The sequence below is a fragment of the Streptomyces sp. SID5643 genome, assembly GCF_009872555.1.
GTDB lineage: Bacteria > Actinomycetota > Actinomycetes > Streptomycetales > Streptomycetaceae > Streptomyces > Streptomyces iakyrus.
Genome location: NZ_WWIC01000022.1, coordinates 1 through 21237, shown reverse-complemented (window position 1 = coordinate 21237; position 21237 = coordinate 1). Strand labels below are relative to the sequence as shown.

General features: G+C 72.5%; 20 protein-coding genes and 1 tRNA gene. 9 read left to right on the top strand and 12 right to left on the bottom strand.

Features of this window, described 5'->3' with window-relative positions:
- Positions 1-152: 152 nt before the first annotated feature.
- The 3 genes from GTY56_RS02495 to GTY56_RS02485 all read left to right on the top strand — a co-directional run bounded on the left by GTY56_RS02495 (position 153) and on the right by GTY56_RS02485 (position 4921).
- The gene (locus GTY56_RS02495) at positions 153-2312 is read left to right on the top strand and encodes a transglycosylase domain-containing protein (protein ID WP_161362087.1); all 2160 of its coding nucleotides are present in this window, start codon (positions 153-155) and stop codon (positions 2310-2312) included.
- Between the two features lie 55 nt (positions 2313-2367).
- Positions 2368-3645: a polysaccharide deacetylase family protein gene (locus GTY56_RS02490; RefSeq protein ID WP_161362002.1), complete on the top strand. Its 1278-nt coding sequence runs from the start codon at positions 2368-2370 to the stop codon at positions 3643-3645.
- A gap of 121 nt (positions 3646-3766) precedes the next feature.
- Positions 3767-4921 carry an amidase domain-containing protein gene (locus GTY56_RS02485; protein ID WP_202509635.1) on the top strand — a complete coding sequence of 385 codons (1155 nt, stop codon included), beginning with the start codon at positions 3767-3769 and terminating at the stop codon, positions 4919-4921.
- A gap of 19 nt (positions 4922-4940) precedes the next feature.
- On the opposite strand, the gene GTY56_RS02480 is transcribed toward GTY56_RS02485, so the two are convergent.
- Both GTY56_RS02480 and GTY56_RS02475 read right to left on the bottom strand, forming a co-directional pair.
- Positions 4941-6341, bottom strand: coding sequence for a hypothetical protein (locus tag GTY56_RS02480; protein WP_161361999.1), 1401 nt, complete (start codon positions 6339-6341; stop codon positions 4941-4943).
- 74 nt (positions 6342-6415) lie between these two features.
- Positions 6416-7255, bottom strand: coding sequence for a DUF4097 family beta strand repeat-containing protein (locus GTY56_RS02475; protein WP_161361997.1), 840 nt, complete (start codon positions 7253-7255; stop codon positions 6416-6418).
- A 211-nt stretch (positions 7256-7466) separates the two neighbouring features.
- Here GTY56_RS02475 and GTY56_RS02470 point away from each other — a divergent pair.
- From GTY56_RS02470 to GTY56_RS02465, 3 genes are all read left to right on the top strand, one after another.
- Positions 7467-7538 (top strand) — tRNA-Val (locus GTY56_RS02470).
- 16 nt (positions 7539-7554) lie between these two features.
- Positions 7555-8082 (top strand): DUF6153 family protein, encoded by a 528-nt coding sequence (locus tag GTY56_RS41480; protein WP_524540067.1) that lies wholly within the window; start codon positions 7555-7557, stop codon positions 8080-8082.
- A gap of 102 nt (positions 8083-8184) precedes the next feature.
- Complete coding sequence (locus GTY56_RS02465) at positions 8185-8838, top strand: DUF305 domain-containing protein (protein ID WP_161361995.1); 654 nt, start codon at positions 8185-8187, stop codon at positions 8836-8838.
- Positions 8839-8850: 12 nt separating this feature from the next.
- On the opposite strand, the gene GTY56_RS02460 is transcribed toward GTY56_RS02465, so the two are convergent.
- Both GTY56_RS02460 and GTY56_RS02455 read right to left on the bottom strand, forming a co-directional pair.
- Positions 8851-9204, bottom strand: coding sequence for a DUF8825 domain-containing protein (locus tag GTY56_RS02460; protein ID WP_161361993.1), 354 nt, complete (start codon positions 9202-9204; stop codon positions 8851-8853).
- Between the two features lie 124 nt (positions 9205-9328).
- Positions 9329-10243, bottom strand: coding sequence for a 2-dehydropantoate 2-reductase (locus GTY56_RS02455; protein ID WP_161361991.1), 915 nt, complete (start codon positions 10241-10243; stop codon positions 9329-9331).
- A 102-nt stretch (positions 10244-10345) separates the two neighbouring features.
- Between GTY56_RS02455 and GTY56_RS02450 the strand changes: the two genes are divergently transcribed.
- The gene (locus tag GTY56_RS02450; protein ID WP_161361989.1) at positions 10346-10582 is read left to right on the top strand and encodes a DUF2277 domain-containing protein; all 237 of its coding nucleotides are present in this window, start codon (positions 10346-10348) and stop codon (positions 10580-10582) included.
- Between the two features lie 100 nt (positions 10583-10682).
- Here the strand turns inward: GTY56_RS02450 and GTY56_RS02445 are convergent, their stop codons facing one another.
- The 6 genes from GTY56_RS02445 to GTY56_RS02420 all read right to left on the bottom strand — a co-directional run bounded on the left by GTY56_RS02445 (position 10683) and on the right by GTY56_RS02420 (position 18046).
- Positions 10683-11969, bottom strand: a complete 1287-nt coding sequence (locus GTY56_RS02445) for a phosphatase PAP2 family protein (protein ID WP_161361987.1) — start codon at positions 11967-11969, stop codon at positions 10683-10685.
- Positions 11970-12097: 128 nt separating this feature from the next.
- Positions 12098-12694: a VTT domain-containing protein gene (locus tag GTY56_RS02440; protein ID WP_161361985.1), complete on the bottom strand. Its 597-nt coding sequence runs from the start codon at positions 12692-12694 to the stop codon at positions 12098-12100.
- A 285-nt stretch (positions 12695-12979) separates the two neighbouring features.
- The gene (locus tag GTY56_RS02435) at positions 12980-13432 is read right to left on the bottom strand and encodes a DoxX family protein (protein WP_161361983.1); all 453 of its coding nucleotides are present in this window, start codon (positions 13430-13432) and stop codon (positions 12980-12982) included.
- An 83-nt stretch (positions 13433-13515) separates the two neighbouring features.
- Positions 13516-15480 carry an FAD/NAD(P)-binding protein gene (locus GTY56_RS02430; RefSeq protein ID WP_237524350.1) on the bottom strand — a complete coding sequence of 655 codons (1965 nt, stop codon included), beginning with the start codon at positions 15478-15480 and terminating at the stop codon, positions 13516-13518.
- Positions 15481-15686: 206 nt separating this feature from the next.
- Positions 15687-17324, bottom strand: a complete 1638-nt coding sequence (locus GTY56_RS02425) for an alkaline phosphatase D family protein (RefSeq protein WP_161361980.1) — start codon at positions 17322-17324, stop codon at positions 15687-15689.
- 77 nt (positions 17325-17401) lie between these two features.
- The gene (locus GTY56_RS02420; RefSeq protein WP_161361979.1) at positions 17402-18046 is read right to left on the bottom strand and encodes an HNH endonuclease family protein; all 645 of its coding nucleotides are present in this window, start codon (positions 18044-18046) and stop codon (positions 17402-17404) included.
- Between the two features lie 390 nt (positions 18047-18436).
- On the opposite strand from GTY56_RS02420, the gene GTY56_RS02415 reads away from it, so the two are divergent.
- The gene (locus tag GTY56_RS02415) at positions 18437-19018 is read left to right on the top strand and encodes a TMEM165/GDT1 family protein (RefSeq protein WP_161361977.1); all 582 of its coding nucleotides are present in this window, start codon (positions 18437-18439) and stop codon (positions 19016-19018) included.
- A 207-nt stretch (positions 19019-19225) separates the two neighbouring features.
- On the top strand, positions 19226-19885 hold the full coding sequence (locus GTY56_RS02410) for an HAD-IA family hydrolase (protein WP_161361975.1): 660 nt from the start codon (positions 19226-19228) through the stop codon (positions 19883-19885).
- A 16-nt stretch (positions 19886-19901) separates the two neighbouring features.
- Here GTY56_RS02410 and cpt read toward each other — a convergent pair whose 3' ends face one another.
- Together cpt and GTY56_RS02400 are read right to left on the bottom strand one after the other, a co-directional pair.
- On the bottom strand, positions 19902-20456 hold the full coding sequence (gene cpt / locus GTY56_RS02405; protein ID WP_346345397.1) for a chloramphenicol phosphotransferase CPT: 555 nt from the start codon (positions 20454-20456) through the stop codon (positions 19902-19904).
- Between the two features lie 27 nt (positions 20457-20483).
- Positions 20484-21237, bottom strand: a 754-nt coding sequence (locus tag GTY56_RS02400; RefSeq protein WP_237524349.1) for a peptidoglycan-binding domain-containing protein, incomplete at its 5' end; no start/stop codon positions are given.

Sequence of the window (21237 nt, the reverse complement as noted above, 5' to 3'; positions counted from 1 at the left end):
AAATTTCGAACGCCGCGAGAAGCCGTAAGGGCGGGGGAACGTGAGGGCTCGCTGCCGTCGATCACGGCAGCCATGTCCTTCCGCGCGAGCATCACCGTGAGCGGGAGGGAGACGCAGCCGTGTCCAAGGCTGGGCGGGAACCGGACGAGACCATGCAGTTGAAGGTCCCCGCTTCCCCGAACGCGGACGAGACCATGATGTTGCGCGCCGTCGAACCGGCCGCCACCGGCAGCGCGGGACCGCCGTCCTCCGGCACGGCGCCGGAGGGCCGCGGGCGAGGCCCATCGCGCCGTCGGCGCAAGGCCCCCCGTGCCTCCGCCCTGTCCCGTCTGCCCGCGGCGGCCCCCGGGCTGACGCGGCTCGTCGCCCGCGTCGCGTCCGACGCCCGCCGCCTGCGGCCCCGCTACCCGCACGCCGACCGCGCCGGATGGCGGCGCTGGGCACCCTCCTGGCGGCAGTGGCTCGGCGCCGCGCTGGCGTGCACCGGCCTGACCGTCGTCCTCCTCGGCTCCGTCTACGCCGCCACCGACATCCCGGAGAACCTCAACTCGTACGCCACCCAGCAGGACAACGTCTACTTCTGGTCCGACGGGACGCCCATGGCCCGCACCGGCTGGGTGCGGCGGCAGGCGATGCCGCTCAAGGACATCCCGGAGGACGTCCGCGACGCGGTCCTGGCGGCGGAGAACGCGAGCTTCTACAGCGACCCCGGAATATCCGCCAGCGGCCTCGCCCGCGCCCTGTGGCGGACCGTCGGCCGGGGGGACACCCAGGGCGGCTCCACCATCACCCAGCAGTACGTCAAGAACGTCTACCTCAACCAGGACCGTTCGGTCGGCCGCAAGTTCACCGAGGCCATGCTCGCCCTCAAGCTCGACAACCAGATGAGCAAGGACGACATCCTGGAGGGCTACCTCAACACGAGCTGGTTCGGCCGGGGCACCTACGGCATCCAGCGCGCCGCCCAGGCCTACTACGGCAAGGACGTCGGCGACCTCGACGTCAGCGAGGCCGCCTTCCTCGCCTGCCTCCTCAAGGGCGCGGGGCTCTACGACCCGGCCCTGAGCGAGGCCAACCACGACCGGGCGGTGGAGCGCTGGTCCTGGATCCTCGACCGCATGGCCGACGTCGGCACCCTGTCGAAGGCCGAGCGGGCCCGGTACACGACGTTCCCCGAACCGCTCAAGCGGGCGCCCGGGTTCGACACCGGCAAGCAGAGCGACTACCTCGTGGAACTGGCCGCCCGGTACGCCAAGAAGGCGGCGAACCTCTCGGACAAGGAGTTCGACTTCGGCGGCTTCCAGATCTACACGACCTTCGACCGCAAGCAGGAGAGCGCGCTCACCGACGCCGTAGCCGAGGCCCGCAAGCAGGCGCGGAAGAAGGACGCGGCCAAGGCGAAGTCCCTGCACTTCGGCGCCTCCTCGGTGGCCACCGACGGGCGGATCCTCGCCGTCCACGGCGGCCCCGACCACCGCACCCAGGGCTACAACGAGTCGAACGCGACCACCGTGCCCGCCGGTTCGGCCTTCCTGCCCTTCGTCTACGCCGCCGCCCTGGAGAACGGCGTGCGCAAGACCCGGGACGGCGCCGCGACCGCGGTCACCCCGCAGACGCTGTACGACGGGGACGACGGCATCGCCGTCCGGACACCCGAGGGCCCCTACTGGGACCGCGGCGGCAAGCAGGTCACCTCCCACAACGACGGCAGGAAGTCCTACGGGCGGATCGGCCTGGGCCGGGCGCTCGCCCTGTCGGTGAACACGCCGTTCATGCAGCTCGGCATGGACACCGGCCTGGACCGGGTGCGGGCCACCGCCCAGCGGGCCGGACTGCTGCCCTCCAGCTTCGGGCCCCAGGTGCCCGCGATGTCCCTGGGCAGTGCCACGCCCAGCGCGATCCGCATGGCCAGCGGCTACGCCACGTTCGCCGCCGCAGGCAAGCACGTCGAGCCGTACTCGGTGTCCCGCATCACCCGCAACGGCTCCGGGGTCGCGCTGACGAAGCCCGCCTCCCGGCGCGCGGTGAAGGCGAGTGTGGCCGCCGCGGTCCAGGCCGCCCTCACGGACGCCTTCCGCACCGCCCGCCCGGGTGTGGACCCGGGCGTCACGGTGGCCGGGAAGGCCGGCACCACGCAGAACGACACCGCCGCCTGGTACGTCGGCACGGCCCACTCCGTGTCGACGGCCGTGGTGGCCTACCGCATCGACCTCGGCAAGAGCCTCGAACCCCTCCCGCTGAACGGAATCGCGGGCTCCCCGGGGAACAGCGTCCCGTACCGCATCTGGTCCGGTGCCCGGGGCATCGGCTGACCCCGCGCCCGGCACCGCCCCGTCCCCCCACCCCCCTTCGCAGAATGAGCCGCGCATGAAATCGCCCTCCGGCCGCCGCCGACGACCCCGTGCCTCCCGCCGCAGCGCGCCCCCGGGGATCCTGGCCCTGGCGGCACTCCTCGTCGTCGCGTCCCTGGTCGCGGGATATCTGATCCTGACCGGCTCGGACACCACCGCCCCGACCGCCTCCTCCGACAGCGGCAAGGAGCCCGCCGCGAAGCGGGACCGGGAACCCGAGTGGGACGGCAGGACGAAGGTCCTGGGGGACGGCTCCACCTCCTACACCGGCCCCCCGAAGGACCAGTTGAAGCCGGTGCCGCTCAAGCCGGGCCAGAAGCCGCCCCAGTTCGTCGTGTTCTCCTGGGACGGCGCGCTCCAGGGCGACGACGGGCTCTTCTCGCACTACCGGGAGCTGGCCGAGGAGTACGACGCCCACATGACCTTCTTCCTCACGGGCATCTACCTCGTGCCCAAGAGCAAGAAGGACCTCTACGACCCGCCCCAGCACTCCAGGGGCTCGGCGGCGATCAGCTTCGCCACCGACGAGCACATACGCACCACGCTGGAGCAGCTCGGCAAGGCCTGGCAGGGCGGCAACGAGATAGGCACCCACTTCAACGGCCACTTCTGCGGCGAGAAGGGCGGCGGCGACTGGAGCGTCGCGGAGTGGAAGAGCGAGATCGACCAGTTCTACGACTTCGCCGAGAAGTGGAAGACCAACACCGGCTTCCGGGACCTCGACCCGCTGCCGTTCGACTTCAGGAAGGAGGTCACCGGCGGCCGGGCGCCCTGCCTGGAGGGCCAGGAGAACCTGCTGACGGCCGCCAAGGACTACAAGTGGCGCTACGACGCCAGCTCCGCGGGCGACTTCCAGATATGGCCCCGCAAGAAGAACGGCATATGGGACTTCCCGCTCCAGATGCTCCCTTACGAGGGCGGCAAGTACCAGGGCCTGTCGATGGACTTCAACTTCCTCTACAACCAGTCCGAGGGCGAGACCGAGGGCGACCCTGCGAACTACCCCCAGTGGGAGGAACAGACCGTCGCCTCCTACATGTCCGGCTTCAACCGCGTGTACTACGGCAGCCGGGCCCCGCTGTTCATCGGCAACCACTTCGAGGACTGGAACGGCGGCATCTACATGCGGGCCGTCGACCGCGTCGTCAAGGCCATGTGCACGAAGAAGGACGTCAAGTGCGTGTCCTTCAGGGAACTGGCCGACTGGCTCGACGTGCAGAAGCCCGCAACCCTGCAACGGCTCCGCGGCCTTGACCCCGCACAGTCCCCCGACTGGTCGACGGTCGTGAAGTGATCAGGGCCGAAAACAACCGGCGCAACACCCTTCACAGCAGCCGCACATTCCATGCAAAGATCTCCTACCCCGGCAACCCTTGGCCGGGGCAAGAGGGGAAACACCAGTGACATCACGGAAATTGAGCGGGACGCGACGTCGCGTCACGATAGTCGGCGCCGCGGCCACCTCGGTCATCGCCGGAGTCGCCCTGCTGCCCAACTGGAGCGCCGGCGCGGCGGTCAGCGACGATCCGACGGTGGACGCGCGGACGAAGGCCACCTTCCAGCGGCTGGCCGACGCGGTCTTCACCGACCGCACCAACGCCCTGGTCGACGGCGGGCGGGACGACGCGGACAAGCCGCTGACCGACGGCTTCTCCGGCGACGTCGCGCTGTCCTCCGGCACCGCCCGCACCGAGGACGCGACCCGGTCCGCGCTGGGGCAGCGCAAGGAGAAGCTGGCCGAGGCCGGCGAGACGTACCGCGACGCCAGCACCACCGTCACCCTGAACGCCACGCGGGTGACGGGCCGTACGGCCAAGGCCGAGGTCACCGAGACCACGACCCTGACCTACGCCCGGACCCGCGGCAACGCGCCGAAGACCACCGGCTTCCAGGCCCGGCACGAACTGACCTTCACGGCCGACCGGCGGGGCGACTGGCGGCTGACCGGCATCCGCGACGCCGACCAGGGCGGTCTCGCGGTGAACACGCTGTCCAAGCCGGCCCCCGTCAAGCCGGCCGCCGCCGCCGACACCATGCCGAACGCCCCGCGCGCGGCGACCACCCGCAACCCGGCCGCCGCCCCGAAGACCGGCACCACGTACGACTACAAGGCCATGGCGGCCTACGCCGAGAAGCACTGGAACGCCTACAACAAGGACTACCCGGACTTCAGCGGCCGCGGTGCCGGCGGCGACTGCACCAACTTCGTCAGCCAGTCCCTGAAGGCGGGCGGCTGGAAGCACGTCCCCGGCTACGTGTACGACTACACCAGGTGGTTCGGCAACGCCGACATCCAGTCGCACTCGTTCATCGGCGTGAACGAGTGGTCCTGGTTCGCCCAGAACTCCAAGCGGACCACGCCGCTCGCCAACGTCTACCAGATGGAGGTCGGCGACGTCCTCCAGATGGACTTCGACAAGGACGGGTCCAAGGACCACACCATGATCGTCTCGTTCAAGAGCGGCGGGGTGCCGTACCTGACCTACCACTCCACCAACACCCTGCGCAGGTCGGTGGCGAGCATCGTCGCGTCGTACCCGAACGCGTACTACTACGCCTACCGCACCTGAGTCCGGACGGGGGCCGGGCTCAGTGCCCGGCTCCCCGCTCCTCGCGGATCCCGTCCACCACCCGGGCCACCGACCGCCGGATCGCCTCCGTCTCCGTGAGGAAGTGCCAGTAGTCGGGGTGGCGGCCTTCGAGGCCGGCGACGGCGCGGTCCAGGCGGGCCACGGCGTCGTCCAGGGGGCGGGCGTGGCGCGGGTCGGGGGTGTTGCGGCCGGCCATGGCGAGGCGCTGGGCGTCGCGGATGGCGAAGCGGGTGCGGTCGATCTCCTGCTGGGGGTCCTTCTGCACGGCGTTCAGGCGGTGCAGGCGGTCCCCGGCGGCCGACACGGCCTCGTCGGTGTTGTTCAGCAGGGCCCGTACGGTCGACAGCAGGGCCGTCGCGTCGGCCCAGCGCTGTTCGCCGCGGGCGGTGCGGGCCTCGGCCAGTCTCGTCTCCGCCTGGCGGACGTTCTCGGCGGCCGTCTGCGGAACGTGCTGGAGGTCCTGCCAGCAGGCGGCGGTGAAGCGGCGCCGGAGTTCGCTCAGGATGGGTTCCACCTGCTCGGAGCGGGTGGTGAGGGCCTGGGCGCGGGTGCGCAGGGAGACGAGCCGGTGGTCGATCTCGGCGGCGCGGTCCGGCAGCCGCTCGGCCTCCACACGGACCGCCTCGGCCTCGCGGGTGACCCGCTCCGCCCGCTCCAGGGTCTGCGGCACGCCGTGCTGCCCGGCGCCCTGGTTCAGCTTGGTCAGCTCCGGGGAGAGGGCGGCGAGCCGGGCGGCGAGGTCGTCCGCCCTGAGCCCCGACGTCCGTACGGCGTCCAGCGCGTTGGAGGCGGCGAGCAGGGCCTGGCGGGCGCGTTCGACGGCGGGGGCGAGACGGGCCAGCTGGGTCTCCGCCTTGCCGAGGAGCGGGCCGAGACCGTCGGTGAACCGGTCGAGCTCCTGCTTGACCCGGCCGAGTTCCTCCTTGGCGGCGGTCAGCTCGCCGCGGGCGCGGGACGCGGCGGAGGCCTCCAGGTCATCGCGGTCGAGATCGTGGGCGTCGACGGCGTTGATGTACCGGTGACTGGCCTCGTCGATCCGCCGGCCCAGTGCGTCGAAGTCGGCGACGGCCCGCCGGGCGGCGGGGGAGTCGTCGACGGCGGTGATCGTCTCGATCGAGATGCGCAGGTCGCGCTGGGCGGTGTCGAGCTCGTAGAAGGCCGCGGCGGCGGCGTCCTTCGCGGCCTGGGCCTCGGCCCGCTGGTTCTCGGCCCGGCCGCCGAACCAGCGCCGGGTGCCCCCGCCCGCGAAGGCGGCGGCCAGGGCCGGCGCGGCCAGCAGCGGGAGCGCGGCAAGGACGAGTGTGTCGCGCAGCGGCCCGGGGGCGCGGGGGGTGCGGCGGCGCGGACGGCGGGCGCGCGGCACCGACGGCGAGTCCGGCTGTCCTGGTGTCGCCGTCACATCCCTCTCCCGTGCTGTGGTCCACCCTGCCCGGTGTCATTCTCCCACCGGTAGAGGACGAACACACGGGCCGTTCAGTTCACTGTTCGCACCGTCACGCTGCCGTCGCCGGTGTGGGCGGACACCCGGTGGGCGCTGCTCTCGTCGCGGGGCACGGACACGTCGACGCCGCCGTCACCGGTCTCGGTGGTCACGCGGTAGGCGGCCCGGGGCAGTGCGATGGTCACGGAGCCGTCGCTGCTGCGGGACTCGACACGGTCCGGCACGGCACCGAGTTCGAGGCGGACCGAACCGTCGCCGGTGTGGGTGCGGACGTCGCGGGAGGAGACGTTCGCGCGGATGGATCCGTCGCCCGTGCGCATCCGCAGCGGACCGCTGGTGCCGCTGACGCGGATGGATCCGTCGCCGGTGCGCACCTCCACGGGGCCGGTGGTGTCGGTGACGCGGACGGATCCGTCGCCGGTGCGGATGTTCAGGGGGTCCCGGAAGCCCCGGGCGTGGACCGTGCCGTCGCCGTCCCGGACCTTGACGGTGATGCCGCGGGGGACCTCGATGCGGTGCTTGGCCGCGCAGTCGGCGACCATGCCGGAGCACTTCAGGCGCAGCACCAGACGGTCGTCGCGCATGGCCCAGGTCACCTTGGGCTCCTTCCCGACGACGACCGAGCCCTGGAACCACCGGGTGACCTCGATCTTGCCGGCCGGGTTCTCGTCGGAGGCGACGATCTCCAGGGCCGAGTCGTCCGAGTCGACGTTGAGGGTGCGGCCCTGGAGGCCGAAGGACCGGCGGTCGGGGTCCGTGTCGTCCCCGGCGGACGCCCCGCAGGCGCTGAGCCCGGCGACGAGCACGACGACGGCACCGGTGAGGGCGGTGGCGCGGACGGTGGCGCGGGCGGTGGCTGTGCGTGCGGTCATGACGGTCTCCCCCTGGACGGACGACGGGCGCTCCGGTGCGCTCTACGACCGTATGGATCCGGGGCCCGCGGGGGGATCCGGGCCGCTCCCGGATCAACGGTGGGGTTAACCCCAGGTGCGGCACCCGGACGCTCCCGCGATACGGGTTTGCCGGACCGTGCCCCGGGCCATGTAGGCTGTCGACTCGTCCTGGGCACGTGGCCCGGGAGCCGGGTGCGTAGCTCAGGGGTAGAGCGCCTGCCTTACAAGCAGGATGTCGGCGGTTCGAAACCGTCCGCGCCCACGGTACTGAGGAGCAGGTGAGAGGCCCCCCGGGATGTTCCCGGGGGGCCTCTCCGACTGTCGCCCCGCGCGCGTTCGGCCCCGTGCTGGAGGCCCCTCTTCCCTCGCCCTCAGGGCCCGCCCCCTACGATGAGCACGTGAACAGCCCCGCCCAGCGTGCTCAGCGACCCGCCCTGCGGCGGTGGTATGTGCTGGGCGTGCTGGGGCTGTTGGCGGGGTTGCTGGGGATGCACGGGCTGGCACCCGGGGGCGGTCCTTCTCAGCGGGCGCATGTGATGCAGGGGCATCAGGCCCAGACGGCCCCGGCCTCCGTGTCGACGACCCACGTCATGCCGTACCTGCACTGTGTTGACCCGCATGGGCGGCACGCCGACGCGACCTGTGCGTCCGGTGCCGTGGGCGGGGGGCCGGTGCTGCCCCCGCTGGTTCCCGACCCGGTCCCCGGGGTCGCGGGCGAGAGCGCCGTTCGGGCGTATGCGGTCGTGGATTCGGATGGTGCCCGGGCCCCGCCTTCCCTGGCCGAGCTCCAGCTTCTGCGGATTTAGACACACCCCATCACGCCGGCCGGCACCGACCTGTGCGCGGAACGGCGTGGTGCTCCGTCGTGTCCGACATCCTCAGTTCTTTGCAGAAGCAGGAGTTCACGCATGAGCAACAGCATTCGTATCCTGGCGCGCCGCGCCGCCCTGGTGGCGGCCACGGGGGCCGCGGCCGTCGTCCTCGCCGCGTGCGGCGGTGACGGCGCCGACCGTGCCGCGGGCGGTGCCGGGCATGGCGACGCCGGAAGTCACGGACCCACCGGGACCCCGTCCGCCGACGGTGCCCACAACCCCCAGGACGTCACCTTCGCGCAGGGCATGATCCCGCACCACCAGCAGGCGCTGGAGATGGCGCGGCTGGCCGGCGGCCGGGCCTCCTCCGGGGCGGTCAAGGACCTGGCCCGGCGGATCGAGAAGGCGCAGGATCCGGAGATCCGGACCATGACCGGCTGGCTGAAGACCTGGGGCGAGGACCTGCCCCGGGCGGGCGGCGGCATGGACCACTCCGCGTCGGGCCACTCCGGCATGCCCGGGATGATGGACGAGAAGGACATGGCCGCGCTGGAGAAGCTGACGGGCAAGGCCTTCGACCACCAGTTCCTGACCCTGATGGTCGAACACCACGAGGGGGCCGTGGAGATGGCCCGGACCGAGCAGAGCAAGGGCCGCTACGGCCCCGCCAAGGCCATGGCCGGTGACATCGTCACGGCCCAGCAGGCCGAGATCCGCGAGATGAACGGGATGCTGGGCGACAAGGGTTGATCCCGTAGGGCGTCACGAGGTTCCGCCGGTCTCCTCCGGTGGAACCTCGTGCGCGTGCTTCAGCCCCGAGCGGGCCGCCACCCGCTCGGGGCCGGCGAGTTCGGACCAGTAGCGGTGGGTGCTGACGAACACCGCCAGTTCGTGCTCGCGCTGCCGGAGCTTCTCCACTTCGGCCTGTTCGTCGGCGCTCCAGCCGGGCGAGGCGGGGCGTTCCACCTTGCGCCAGCCGTTGTCGTCGCTGAAGCCGTCCAGCGGCTCCACCGACCAGGGAAGCCGCTTCAGCAGGGCCGACAGCTCGGCCCGGACCTGATGGAGTTCCTCCTGACCGGCCAGGAGGTCACTCGGAAAGTCATAGGTCGTAGCCACGACACAATGATACGCCTGTTCGAATTTGCTGGGCGAGTTCCTTCCTGTGGTTCCTGCGAACGGGTGTGCCCCCGTAGCGACGGCTCCGCATCAGCGACGGCTGCGCCTCAGCGACGGCTGCGCCTCAGCGACGGGCCGTGCCCCCGGCCCCGTCCGACAACTCCCGTACCACGCGCGCCGCCACCGGGGCCGGAACCCCATGGCGCCCGGCCGCGCGGAGCAACGCCCCGCCGATGGCGTCCAGTTCGAGGGGCCGGCCGGCCTCGGCGTCGCGCTGCATCGACGACTTCGTCGCCGCCGGGAAGGCGTCGTAGCGGGCGAGGGCCTGGGCGGGATCCGCCGGGCCGCCGCACGCGTGGCTGATCGCGGCGGTCTCCTCCACCAGGGCGGTCAGCTCGTCGCGGTGACGGGTGCGGACGTCGCCGAGGGGGAGGCCGTAGCGCGTGGTCAGCAGGGCGAACGGTGCCAGGAACGACATCTTCGCCCACAGGGCCGCCGTCTCGTCCTCCAGGACCCGGGTGGCCGGACCGGCCGCAGCGAAGGCCCCGGCGAGGGCGTCCAGGCGCGGCCTGGGCACATCCGCGCCGGTCAGGTCGATCTCCGCGAAGGGGCTGCCGTGGTCGATGACGCCCGGCGCGACCCGGGTGGACTCGACCCGGATCACGGCGGGGGCCACGCGGTCGGGCCGGTAGCGGGCGCGCAGGGCCGCCGGGTGTTCGACACCGTTCAGGAACGGCACGAGAAGGCCGTCGCCCAGCACCGGGGCGGGGACCCGGGCCAGGGCGGCGTCCAGGGCGGTGTCCTTCACGGTGACCAGGCATGCGTCGACCGGTTCGCGCAGCTCGGTGTCCGCCTCGACGCGGGCCGTGAAGTCGCCGAAGCGGGCGCTGCGCACCTGGATGCCGCCGGTGCGCAGGGTCTCGGCGGTCTGCTCGCCGGACAGGCAGACCACGCGGTGGCCGGAGCGGGAGAGCAGGGCGGCGAGCAGGCCGCCCACTCCGCCGGGGCCCAGGACGGCCACGGTGCGTTCGTTCGCCACGAGGAGTTCCTCTCGTCGGTCGGCCCCGGGATGGTGGCCGCCTCGGAGTGATCATGGCAGGCGCCGCTGTCGCAGGAGGGCCGGACGGGTGAAACTGGGGGCATGTGCCGGAGTATCAAGACGCTGCGTCCGCCCGCCATACCGGAAGAGGCCACCGAGGCCGACGTGCGCGCTGCCGCCCTGCAGTACGTGCGGAAGGTCTCGGGATTCCGTGCCCCCGCCGCTCACAACCAGGAGGTGTTCGACCGCGCCGTGGAGGCCGTCGCGCAGGCCACGGCCGAGTTGCTGGACGGTCTGGAGGTCCGCGGGGCCGGGGTACGGAAGGCGAGCCGGGCCTGATCCGTTCGAGACGGCCGGGGCGCACCCGTTCGAGACGAATGACCCGTTCGGGACGAATGGCCCGGGCGGCACGAACGACCCTGGCGGAACGCCCCGCGCCTCAGACCGCCAGTTCCGGCTGTGGTTCGGGGCGCGGCGCCGGTACGGCCTCCGCTTCCCACAGCCGGGTGGTCCGCAGGTAGCCGTAGACCACCGAGGACATCGCCAGCAGCAGGAGAGGGCCGGACAGCCACGGGTGGGCGGCCATCTCCAGCGGCACGAAGCGGTAGGACGCCAGCAGCACCGTGAAGACGGCCGCGCCGTACGCGATCAGCCGCACTCCGGCCCGGTCCCAGCCGCGGTCGTACGTGCGCAGCGCCGCCTCGACCGTGTACGCGAACACCACGCCGGCGATGAGGTCCACGCCGTAGTGCCAGCCGAAGCCCAGCGTGGCGGCGAGGGTGGCGACCAGCCAGAACGTGCCGGCGTACCGCAGGGCGCGCGGTCCCTTGCGGGAGTGGATGAAGATCGTGACGGCCCAGGCCGTGTGCAGGCTGGGCATGCAGTTGCGCGGGGTGATCTCGTCGAACGGCAGCTCGTACGGGGTGATGACCGGCGGCAGGGTGTCCGGCCACAGGTCGGCCGCCGCCCAGTGCCCGCCCTCGGGGCCGTAGGCGAACATCGGCCCGACCACCGGGTAGATCATGTAGAAGGCCGGTCCGAGCAGGCCGATGAGCAGGAAGGTCCGCACCAGGTGGTGGCGCGGGAAGCGCTGCTCGGCCGCCACGTTGCGCAGCTGGTACAGCGCCACGCAGACCGCCGCCACAGCGAGTTGGGCGTAGACGTAGTCGAGAGCGTGCTCGCCGACCGGACCGCTCGCCCGCAGGAGCCGGCCCGCCAGCCACGACGGGTTGCCCAGCGCGTGATCGGCCATGGCGACGTACGGGTCGAGCGTGACCGGGCGGGTCTGCGACGTGATCAGCAGCCAGGTGTCACCGGTCTTGCGGCCGGTCACCAGCAGCAGGCCGAGCCCCACGCCCTTCAGTATCAGGACGCGTTCCGGGCCGGTGCGGCGTACGAGGGCGAAGACCGCCACGCCCAGGATCACCCACAGCGCGCCGTTGCCGAACGGGTGGCCTTCGGCGGGATGGGTGCCGGTCGCCCACCGCACCAGCAGGAAGACGAGGTCGATGCCGACCGCGGTGCCGAGAGCGATGAGCCGTTGCCGCCAGGTGAGCACCACCATCATCAGCGCCATGCTGGCGTAGAGCAGGAACCCCGACTTGGGGGCGTGGATCACCTCGCGGGCCTGCGTGGTGATCGGCCCCGGTACGCCGAGGTGGTGCGCGGTGATCTGGAGCGCGACGAGGAAGCCGAGGGTGACCACGCCGGCGGCGGCCCACAGCATCGCACGGGGCCGCCGCCTCGCGGCGAGCGCGATCCGTCCTATTCGGGAGGCTTCCCGCGACGCCGTGGTTGTCAATGTCTCAGCCGCTTCCAGGTCTCGGAGTGGTCGTGGTGGTGAGGGGAGCCGGTCTACGACGTCCGCGGCTCGCGCCGCATCAGATACGCCGCGCCCGCCCCGGCCCCGAACAGCGCCCCCACCGACACCGCCGTGGCCACCCAGCTCGCGCCCAGCAGGTGGGCGCCGAAGTAGCCGAGGGCGACGCTGTACGCGGCCCAGGTGAGACCGGCCAGGGCCGACCAGGGCAGGAAGTCGCGGACGCGGCGCCGGGCGGCGCCCGCGCCGAGGGAGACCACCGAGCGGCCGGCGGGCGCGAACCGGGCGAGGACGACGAGGGCGCCGCCGCCCCGCGCGAGCGCCGCGCCGAGGCGATCCTGGGCGGTGGTGAGCCGCCGGGAACGCGAGATCGCCCGGTCCAGCCGGGCGCCGCCGCGCCAGGCGAGGCGGTAGGCCAGCAGGTCGCCCAGGACGGAGGCCGTGGCCGCGCAGAGGGTCAGGACGAGGATGTCGGGTACGTCGGCCGCCGTGCCCGCTGCCGCCGCCGTGGCCGCCGTGATCACCAGGACGCCGCTGGGCAGCACCGGCAGGAACACGTCGAGCAGGACGGACAAGGCCACCACCGCGTAGATCCATGGGCTGCCGATCAGCGACCCCAAGTCCTCCAGCACCGCGACTCCCCGTGACGCCCCCGTGGGCCAGACCGTGCCGCGATGGCGCGGGCGGAGACGGCAGGAGTGGCCATGACAGCCATAGAGCGTACGCCTGAGGTGTGACGGGCGGTTCACGGGGGGCTCATACGTTCGGTGCGGAGTGTTCACCTCGTCGCGCCTCGCCCCGGATTGTCGGCATATATGCGGGTGCCGTCCTCGCCGCCCCGGGGCCGGGGCGGCACAGAGACAGCGGCGCCTCCCCGGTGGGGGAGGCGCCGCTGGGTGTCCGGGAGGCCGGGCGGCTCAGGCGGCCACCGGGGCCTGGCCGGCGGAGCGCTGCTCCTGCGTCGAGGTGCGCTTGGCCAGCAGCCGGTCCAGACCGAACGCGCCGGAACCCGTGAAGATCAGCAGGAACATGGCCCAGCAGTACATGGCCGCGCCCTCGCCGCTGTTCTCGATCGGCCACAGGCCCTGGGGCTGGTGGACCTTGAAGTACGCGTACGCCATCGCGCCGGAGGAGATGAACGCCGCGATGCGGGTGCCGAGGCCCAGCAGTACCAGGGTGCCTCCGACGAGCTCGATGACGGCCGCGTACCAGTTCGGCCAGGCGCCGGTCGCGGCGGTGCCGCCCTTGCCGTCCACGCCCCCGAGGACGCCGAAGAGCGCGACGGCGCCGTGGCAGGCGAAGAGCAGGCCGACGACGATCCGGAACAGTCCGAGGGCGTACGGCTGTGCGCCGTTGAGGCGAGCGGTCATGTGGGGGGTCTCTCCTTCGGTTGGCCGGCCCTGGGGAGGCCGGTCGGGGACGGATACCGCGGAGTAGCCCACGTTAGGTGCGCCTAATTGATGCTTGCAAGTTCAACATTTGGCCACAACTTTGCCTCCCGTTGGGGCTCGAATTCGGGCCCAGTCGCACGTAGAACGGCTCTCGCCACCGCGTCCGCGTCCGAAAGAGTGACCGAATCCACCCCTGGGCGGGCTCCGGCGGCGGTCACCCAGTGCACGCCTTCTGTCGGCACGCCGAACGCGAACAGCGTTGTGTGTGCAACTCCTTGACGATCCATCAGCCGATAAGGGCGGGATGTGACGTCCAGTCCGCCTGTCTCGTAACCGTCGACGGTGTGCGGTCGGCACCGCCCGCTGCGCAGCAGGCCGGCCAGGAGGGCGTCGGCGGTGTGCCGCAGGTCCGGTTCCGGCAGGCGCGCCTCTATGAGGGTTCTCACAACGACGGCCCGCCCCGGCACGTCGGGGGAGTGCGCGGCCCAGGCCCCGTCCTCCTCCGTCACCCGCAGTCGCGGTCCCAGCACCTCCACCACGCCCGCTTCCATGAGGGCCACGAGTTCCTCGATGCGGCGCCGCGGCGGGCCGATGGACAGGAACGCGTTGAGCGGGGTGTACCAGCGGTCCAGGTGGTCCCGACGGGAGGCACCGGCGAGGCCGCCGTGGTCCACGATCAGCCGGAGCTCGTTGCGCAGGTCGCGCAGCACGTCCAGGGCCGCCTTCAGCGGGCCGTGCACATTGCCCAGGGCGGCCTGGGCGGCGTCTTCGCGCAGATGTGCCAGCAGCCAGTCGCGCCACCGGCCGGGGTGGGCGATGTCCCGTCCGGTGTACGGGCGGGAGATCCGCTCCCAGCACCAGCGGTCGGCGTCCGGCACCCCGAACTCCTCCAGCAGGGGCGCCTCCCGGGGATCGCCGTGCGGAACGGCGAGGAAGCGGTCTGCGAACTCCCGCTCCCGCCCGGCCGGCTCCCGCTCCCGCCCGGCGCGGTCCGCGTCGCCACGCCGGATCAGCGCGGCGTAGTAGACCGTCTCCACCTCCTTCGCCACCAACGGCCAGATCTCCGCGAGGAAGTCGGGCGCCTCCCCGGAGTCCGCGCGCTTGCGGAACCCGGCGATCACCTCGGGGGTGAGGACGAGCGGGACGTGCCGGCCGTACGGCCCCTTCGCGTTGTCGCCGCGTGCCTGGTAGGGGACACCGCGCCGGGAACCGGCGAAGAGTCGCGGCTCACGGCCGGAGGGGAGGTAGCGCAGACGCCCGGCGTCCCGCACGAAACGGCCGCCGCGGCCGGTCGTCAGCAGGGCCGTGTGGTCGAAGAAGTTGAGGCCGAGGCCTCGCAGCAGAACGGGCTCGCCCGGGGGTATGGAGGACAGGTCGACGTCGGCCGGGTTGGCGGGCGGGACGTGGCGCAGGCCGTGCCGCGCGGCGTGGGCCGCGTGCCGCAGCAGGTCCGGGCCGGCGGTCCGCGGCAGGTGCCCCTGGGCCAGCACCACCGCGGACAGGCCGGTCAGGATGCGGCCGTCGTCGAGGGTGAGGGCCTGGCGGCCCCCGGGGGTGTCGTCGAGACGCACCGCGCGTGCCCGGTGTGTCTCGACCCGTACGGCCGGCGGCGCCTGCCGTACGACCTCGGCGAACACCCATTCCAGATAGCGGCCGTAGTCGGCCCGGGTCGGGTACTCGTCCGGGCCCAGCGCGCCGTCCGCCCACTCGTGCAGACTCGGGCCCGGGCGGATCGGGCCCGAGCAGTCGACGCTGTCGTCGGTGAACAGGGTGACCTGGCAGGCCACGGTGTTCATCAGCAGCTCGGGGGACTGGGCGGTGCGCCAGACGCGGCCGGGACCGGGCGGGTCCGGGTCGATCACGTGGACCGTCAGGAGGGCACCCGGCGGGAGCAGTTCCGGGGCGGAGGCGCACAGGCGTTCCAGGACGCTGGTGCCGCGCGGTCCGGCGCCGACCAGGGCGACGGAGACGCGCGCGAAGGCTTCCTCGGAGGGTTCCTCGAAGGTGTCCTCGGACGACGCGGACAAGGGTGGGACTCCCGGGCGTGGGGGGGGGCGTGTCGGCGGTCCGCCGGGCAGGAAGCGGACGGTCCGCCTCATCATGCCGTCGCCGGGAGCGGTAACGGAGACTCCTGGGGAAGGATTGACGCTCGCTGTGGGATGCCTCACTGTCATCGCGGGGCATCACGGAGCATCACGGAACACAGCGGCAACAAGCGGGGCGTAACAGTGAGTTACGGGGCGAGCTCGGAGTCCAGAAGCGTCGTCAGGCGTGGGCCCGCGCCCTCGCGGGCCTTGGCGTGCTCCAGTCGCAGCCGGGCCGAACGGCCGCGCAGGGTCAGGGTCATGAGCTGGTTGCCGAACCAGGGGCCGCCCGTCTTGCGCCAGCTGACCGGCGGCTTCGGGAGACGGCCGTGCCGGGCCAGCCCGCGGCCCAGGCGCCGCGCCATCGCGCTCCAGCCGATGCGGAACGCCAGCCGCATCGACATCGGGACGGAGTTGTGCACGGGGGAGCAGACCAGCTGAACCACCCGGGCGTCCGGGCTCCGGCCGGGCCACGAGGGCTCGGCGATGTAGGCGTGGTGCACGTCCCCGGAGAGCACGCACACCGTCGCCGGCGCCCGGTCGCCCGAGCCCGCCTCGGCGATCAGCTCCGCCAGCCCCGCGAAGGACGCGGGGAACGCCGACCAGTGCTCCAGGTCGGCGGCGCGCCGCACCTTCTCCCCGAACCGCGCCCAGCGCTCGCCGCGTTCACCGCCGCACAGCGCCGCGTTCCAGCCCTCCGCGTCGTGCACCAAGTGCGGCAGCAGCCAGGGCAGCGAGGTGCCGATCAGGAGGTGGTCGTAGGACTCGCGGGAGTCCAGCACCTGCTCGCGCAGCCAGGCCTCCTCGCCCGGGTCGAGCATCGCGCGCTCCTCCTCGGCGAGGACCCGGGCGGCCCGGCTGTCCACCATCACCAGGCGTACGCGCCCGAAGTCGCGCCGGTAGCTCCAGCGGACCGTGGCCGCGTCGGCGTCGGCCCGGGAGGCGAAGGCGCGCAGCACATCGGTCCCGTCGGGGGTCTCGCGGACCGCCTCGAACACCGGGTCGGCCGCCAGTTCCTCCAGGGAGAGGTTCCCGAGGTGCTGGTGGACCCAGTACGACATCAGGCCGCTCAGCAGGCGCTCCTGCCACCAGCCGGTGGAGCGCATGTCGGCGAGCCAGGCGGCGGAGGTGTTCCAGTCGTCGATGACGTCGTGGTCGTCGAAGATCATGAAGCTGGGCACGGTGGACAGCAGCCAGCGGATGCGCGGGTCGAGCCAGGACTCGTAGTAGAGGTGGGTGTACTCCTCGTAGTCCGCGACCCCGTTGCCCGGCTCCTCCTTCAGGTCGCGGCGGCCCGCCAGCCAGCGTTGCGTGGCGTCGGAGGTCTCGTCGGCGTACACCTGGTCGCCGAGCAGCAGCAGGACGTGCGGCCGCTCGCCCCCGGGGTCGGCCGCGAGGCGGGTGGCGAGGGCGTCCAGGGCGTCCGGGCCCACGGGGTCGTCCCCGCCCGCCGGGGGAGAGGCCCAGCGGCAGGAGCCGAAGGCGACGTTGAACGCGTCCTCCGGGCCCGGCGCGTGGATCGCCGAGGGCGGGAAGGGGGAGCCGGGCAGCGGCCACACCCTGGTGCCGTCGAGCAGCACCTCGTACGTCGTGGTCGTACCCGCCGTCAGGCCGGTCACCGGGATCAGTGCGTAGTGGTGGCCCGCGATCTGGAAGCTGTGGGCCGTGCCGCCGGCGCCGTCGGCGCAGCGCACCTCGGCGGTGCACGGACGGCTCGTCTCGACCCATACGGTCGCGGAGGAGCCGTCGGTGTACCTCAGCAGCGGTCCGAGGCGCAGTGCGCTCATGTCGTTCCCCTCTCCGTCGCCCCGTACGGTACGGAACGACGGAGGTCAGCGGGGAGGTCCCGGCACGAATCAGCGTGTCAGCAGCTCGCGAGGTGGTTCGTCAGCGCGGACTTCTCGGCCGAGTCGACGGAGAGGCCGTAGTAGTACTTCACCTGCACCCAGGCGCGGACGTAGGTGCAGCGGTACGCCGTCCGGGAGGGCATCCAGGTGGCCGGGTCCTGGTCGCCCTTGGCCTGGTTGACGTTGTCGGTGACCGCGATGAGCTGCGGGCGTGTCAGGTCGTTGGCGAACGACTGGCGGCGGGAGGTGGTCCAGGAGTCGGCGCCGGAGTCCCAGGCCTCGGCCAGCGGCACGAGGTGGTCGATGTCGACGTCGGAGGCGGCGGACCAGGTGGCACCTTCGTAGGGGGAGTACCAGCTGCCGCTGGTGGCGGCGCAGGAGGAGTCCTGCTGGACGTTGGTGCCGTCGCGCTTGAGGACGACCTCGCGGGTGTTGCAGGAGCCCGACTGGGTGATCCAGTGCGGGAAGAGGTCGCGGTTGTAGCCGGTGCGGTCCTCGGTCGCCACGGTGAGCGAGGCGAGGTAGGAGCGTGCGGTGGCGCCGCTCACGGGGGTGGGGAGGGCGGCGGAGGCCGTGGGGGCGTTGAAGAGGGCCACGGACGATATGAGCGCGGTGGCGGCCGCGGCCACGCTGAGCCGTCGACGCGCGTAGAACCTGGGCATGCGAACTCCCTGGGGAGGAGGGGGTGTTGGCGTGCGAGCAGGGGAATGCTCGCGGTGCCGTGTTGCGCACAGGTGTGCGCCCGGTGAGAAGTTAGTGACACGTGCATGACATGACAAGGTTCACGGGGAAAGTTTTCACGCCAGGGGTGTCGCGTACGATGGACGGCGCAGAAGGGGAGTAGCTCTTCGCCGGACCGTCGACATACTGCTCAGCCCGCCTGAGCCGGCGCCCGGAGGCCGGTCCTTTCCCGGACCTGCCAGCGAGACCTTCGGCAAAGCAGTGCACGCCCGCGCCCCCCGGCGCGGGTGCCGTGTGTGCTGCCGTGCCGAGGTGTCGTGTGCGAAGGTCCAGCACTCTCGGTGGGGCGGCCCCGACCGATTGAGGAACCCTTGATCAGCCTGACCGTGACGGCCGTCGTCTTCGGCGTCGTCTTCCTCGCAGAACTGCCGGACAAGACCGCCCTCGCCGGCCTGGTCCTCGGCACCCGCTACCGCGCCTCCTACGTCTTCGCCGGGGTCGCCGCCGCCTTCGCGCTGCACGTCGCGCTCGCCGTCGCCGCCGGCAGTGTGCTGACGCTGCTGCCGCAGCAGATCGTGCAGGCCCTCACGGGCGTGCTGTTCCTGGGCGGGGCCGCGGTGCTGCTGCTGCGCAAGGGCGAGGACGAGGAGGAGGTCCGTAAGCCGGAGAACCAGTCCTTCTGGAAGGTCTCGGGCGCCGGGTTCATGCTCATCCTGGTCGCCGAGTTCGGTGATCTGACGCAGATCATGACCGCGAACCTGGCCGCCCGCTACGACGACCCGCTCTCCGTCGGCCTGGGTGCCGTGCTCGCGCTGTGGGCCGTGGCCGGGCTCGGCATCGTCGGCGGCAAGGCGCTGATGAAGAAGGTGCCGCTGCGGCTGATCACGCAGATCGCGGCGCTGGTCATGCTGGCGCTCGGGGTGTGGAGCCTGTGGGAGGCCGTGACCGGCTGAGCCGGGCGAGCCGGACAGTGGGTGAACGTCCGGTGGGGCCCCCTGGCGCGAAGGCCGCCTTGTTTTGTACCGTAGAGAAACAAAGTGGCCTCCGCCCGTTTTCCCTGACCGGCGGGCGGGGCCGCCTTGTCTCCCGGGGCGTGCCGGTCGCGATCCGTCGTCCGCCCCCTCCCGCGCTGGAACGCGCCCCGAGCCTTGGAGCTGCCGATGACGGCCACCGCCGTGCTCACCGCCCGCGCCCTCCTGCTGGACATGGACGGCACCCTCGTCAACTCGGACGCCTCGGTCGAGCGTGTCTGGCGGCGCTGGGCCGAGCGCCACGGGCTCGACGGGGACGAGGTCATGAAGGTCGTCCACGGCCGGCAGGGCTACGCCTCCATGGCGCTGCTCCTGCCCGGGCGGCCGATGGAGCAGAACCACGCCGACAACGCCCGGATGCTCGCCGAGGAGACGGCCGACACCGACGGTGTCGTCGCGATCCCCGGCGCGCCGGAGTTCCTGGCCTCGCTGCGGGGACTGCCGCACGCCCTGGTGACCTCGGCCGACGTGCCGCTCTCGACGGCGCGGATGGCCGCGGCCGGCCTGGAGCAGCCCGAGGTGCGGGTGACCGCGGAGTCCGTCGGAGCGAGCAAGCCCGACCCCGAGGGCTTCCTGAAGGGCGCCGCCGAGCTGGGCGTCGCCCCCGCCGACTGTGTGGTCTTCGAGGACTCCGGGGCCGGCATAGCGGCCGGGCGCGCCGCCGGGATGAGGGTGGTCGGGGTCGGACCCCGGGCAGCGGCCCACGAACCGGACGTCGTGGTGGAGGACCTCACGACGGTGCGGGTGGAGGCCGGTGCCGACGGGACGATCCGGCTCCGCATCGGGTGACCCCGAGCCGTCCGGCTCACTCGGGCCGCGAGGGCCCGCCCGACACGTGGGCGGCGATGACGCGTGCGCACTCCAGGGACTCGGTGTACGTCGTGTCCACTTCCACGTCGTAGCTCACACCCTCGTGCACGACCGACGCCTGTGAGGCGGCCATGCCCTTGACCCGGTTTCCCCGGGCGATCTCGCGGCCGGCGGCGACCTCGGCGTCGCACCGGACGCCGACCCACAGCACGGCGAGTCCGGCGAGAGCCTTCTCCCACCGCTGCCGGGACGCCGCACCGCCGAGGAAGACGTCGTCGACGATGATCCCGGCGCCGGCGCGGGCCATGGCGGCGATGCCCTCGGCCCAGGCCGCGTCCAGAGCCCGGAACTCCGCGCCGACGCTCACCCCGCCGTCCGCCGCGAACGTGATCCCGCCCTCCGAGCCCTCCAGCTTCGCGGGCAGTGCCTCGACGAACGAGTCGACGCCGAAAGCCATCCACGATCCGGGCAGGACCTCTTGCAGGCACCGGACGATCCCCGACTTGCCCGAGCTCGAACCGCCGTTGAGAACGATCACCTGAGTAGTCACGGCGTCACGATAGGGCGGCCGGGCCGGTCAGGGCTCCCGGGTTTCCGACTCCAGCTTCGCCCGGGTCTCCCGGTCGTAGACGCCCAGGTCGTCGACCTGGATGCCGCGGGACCACTGGTAGGTGCGGACCGCGTCCTCCAGCCGGGCGTCGAAGCTGCCGTCGGTGTCCTCGTCGTACAAGTACAACTGCCGCAGACGGGACTGGAGTTCGGTGACCTCCGGGCCGGTGTCGCCGAGGCGCAGGACGACCGGTCCCTTGTCCTGGCGGGAGTTGTCCGGAGGTGCCTGCCCGGGGCCGGTCGCCGATGCCGACGGCTGCGATGCCGACGGGGAGGGCGACTGCGACGGGCTCGCCGAGGCGCTCGCGGACGGCGACGGCGAGGCGGACGGGCTCGCCGTGCGGGACGGCGACGGCCGCGGCGCTGCCGGGGCCGGCGGAGCCGCCGAGGCACCGCCCTTCGGCGGCGTGGACGCCGCGCTGCTCGACGGGGCGTCCGGCACGCTCGCGCGGATGTCGTCCGGCAGTGCGGTGTCCCGGGACGGGCTCTCGTAGGAGAACAGCCCGCTCGCGTACCCGGCCGCCGCGACGACGGCGACGCAGGCACCGGCGGCGGCGAGGAGCAGGGTGCTGCGCCGACGCGGCCGACGCGTACCGGACCGGCCGCTTTGCGGTGCCCCGGCGGGCGTCCCCCCGGTGCCGTCGAACATCCGCAGATCGGTGACGCTCGGCTCGGCCGGGGCGGGGGCCAGGGACGTGGGAAGCACCGAGGTGGCGGAGGCG

Bases quoted from the DNA above. Each gene is read 5' to 3' on its own strand.
- GTY56_RS02410 (WP_161361975.1), top strand. From the start codon at position 19,226: ATGACGGCCACCGCCGTGCTCACCGCCCGCGCCCTCCTGCTGGACATG.
- GTY56_RS02425 (WP_161361980.1), bottom strand. From the start codon at position 17,324: ATGAGCGCACTGCGCCTCGGACCGCTGCTGAGGTACACCGACGGCTCC.
- GTY56_RS02465 (WP_161361995.1), top strand. From the start codon at position 8,185: ATGAGCAACAGCATTCGTATCCTGGCGCGCCGCGCCGCCCTGGTGGCG.
- GTY56_RS02445 (WP_161361987.1), bottom strand. From the start codon at position 11,969: ATGCTGTGGGCCGCCGCCGGCGTGGTCACCCTCGGCTTCCTCGTCGCG.
- GTY56_RS02475 (WP_161361997.1), bottom strand. From the start codon at position 7,255: ATGACCGCACGCACAGCCACCGCCCGCGCCACCGTCCGCGCCACCGCC.
- GTY56_RS02450 (WP_161361989.1), top strand. From the start codon at position 10,346: ATGTGCCGGAGTATCAAGACGCTGCGTCCGCCCGCCATACCGGAAGAG.
- GTY56_RS02490 (WP_161362002.1), top strand. From the start codon at position 2,368: ATGAAATCGCCCTCCGGCCGCCGCCGACGACCCCGTGCCTCCCGCCGC.
- GTY56_RS02435 (WP_161361983.1), bottom strand. From the start codon at position 13,432: ATGACCGCTCGCCTCAACGGCGCACAGCCGTACGCCCTCGGACTGTTC.
- GTY56_RS02495 (WP_161362087.1), top strand. From the start codon at position 153: ATGCAGTTGAAGGTCCCCGCTTCCCCGAACGCGGACGAGACCATGATG.
- GTY56_RS02420 (WP_161361979.1), bottom strand. From the start codon at position 18,046: ATGCCCAGGTTCTACGCGCGTCGACGGCTCAGCGTGGCCGCGGCCGCC.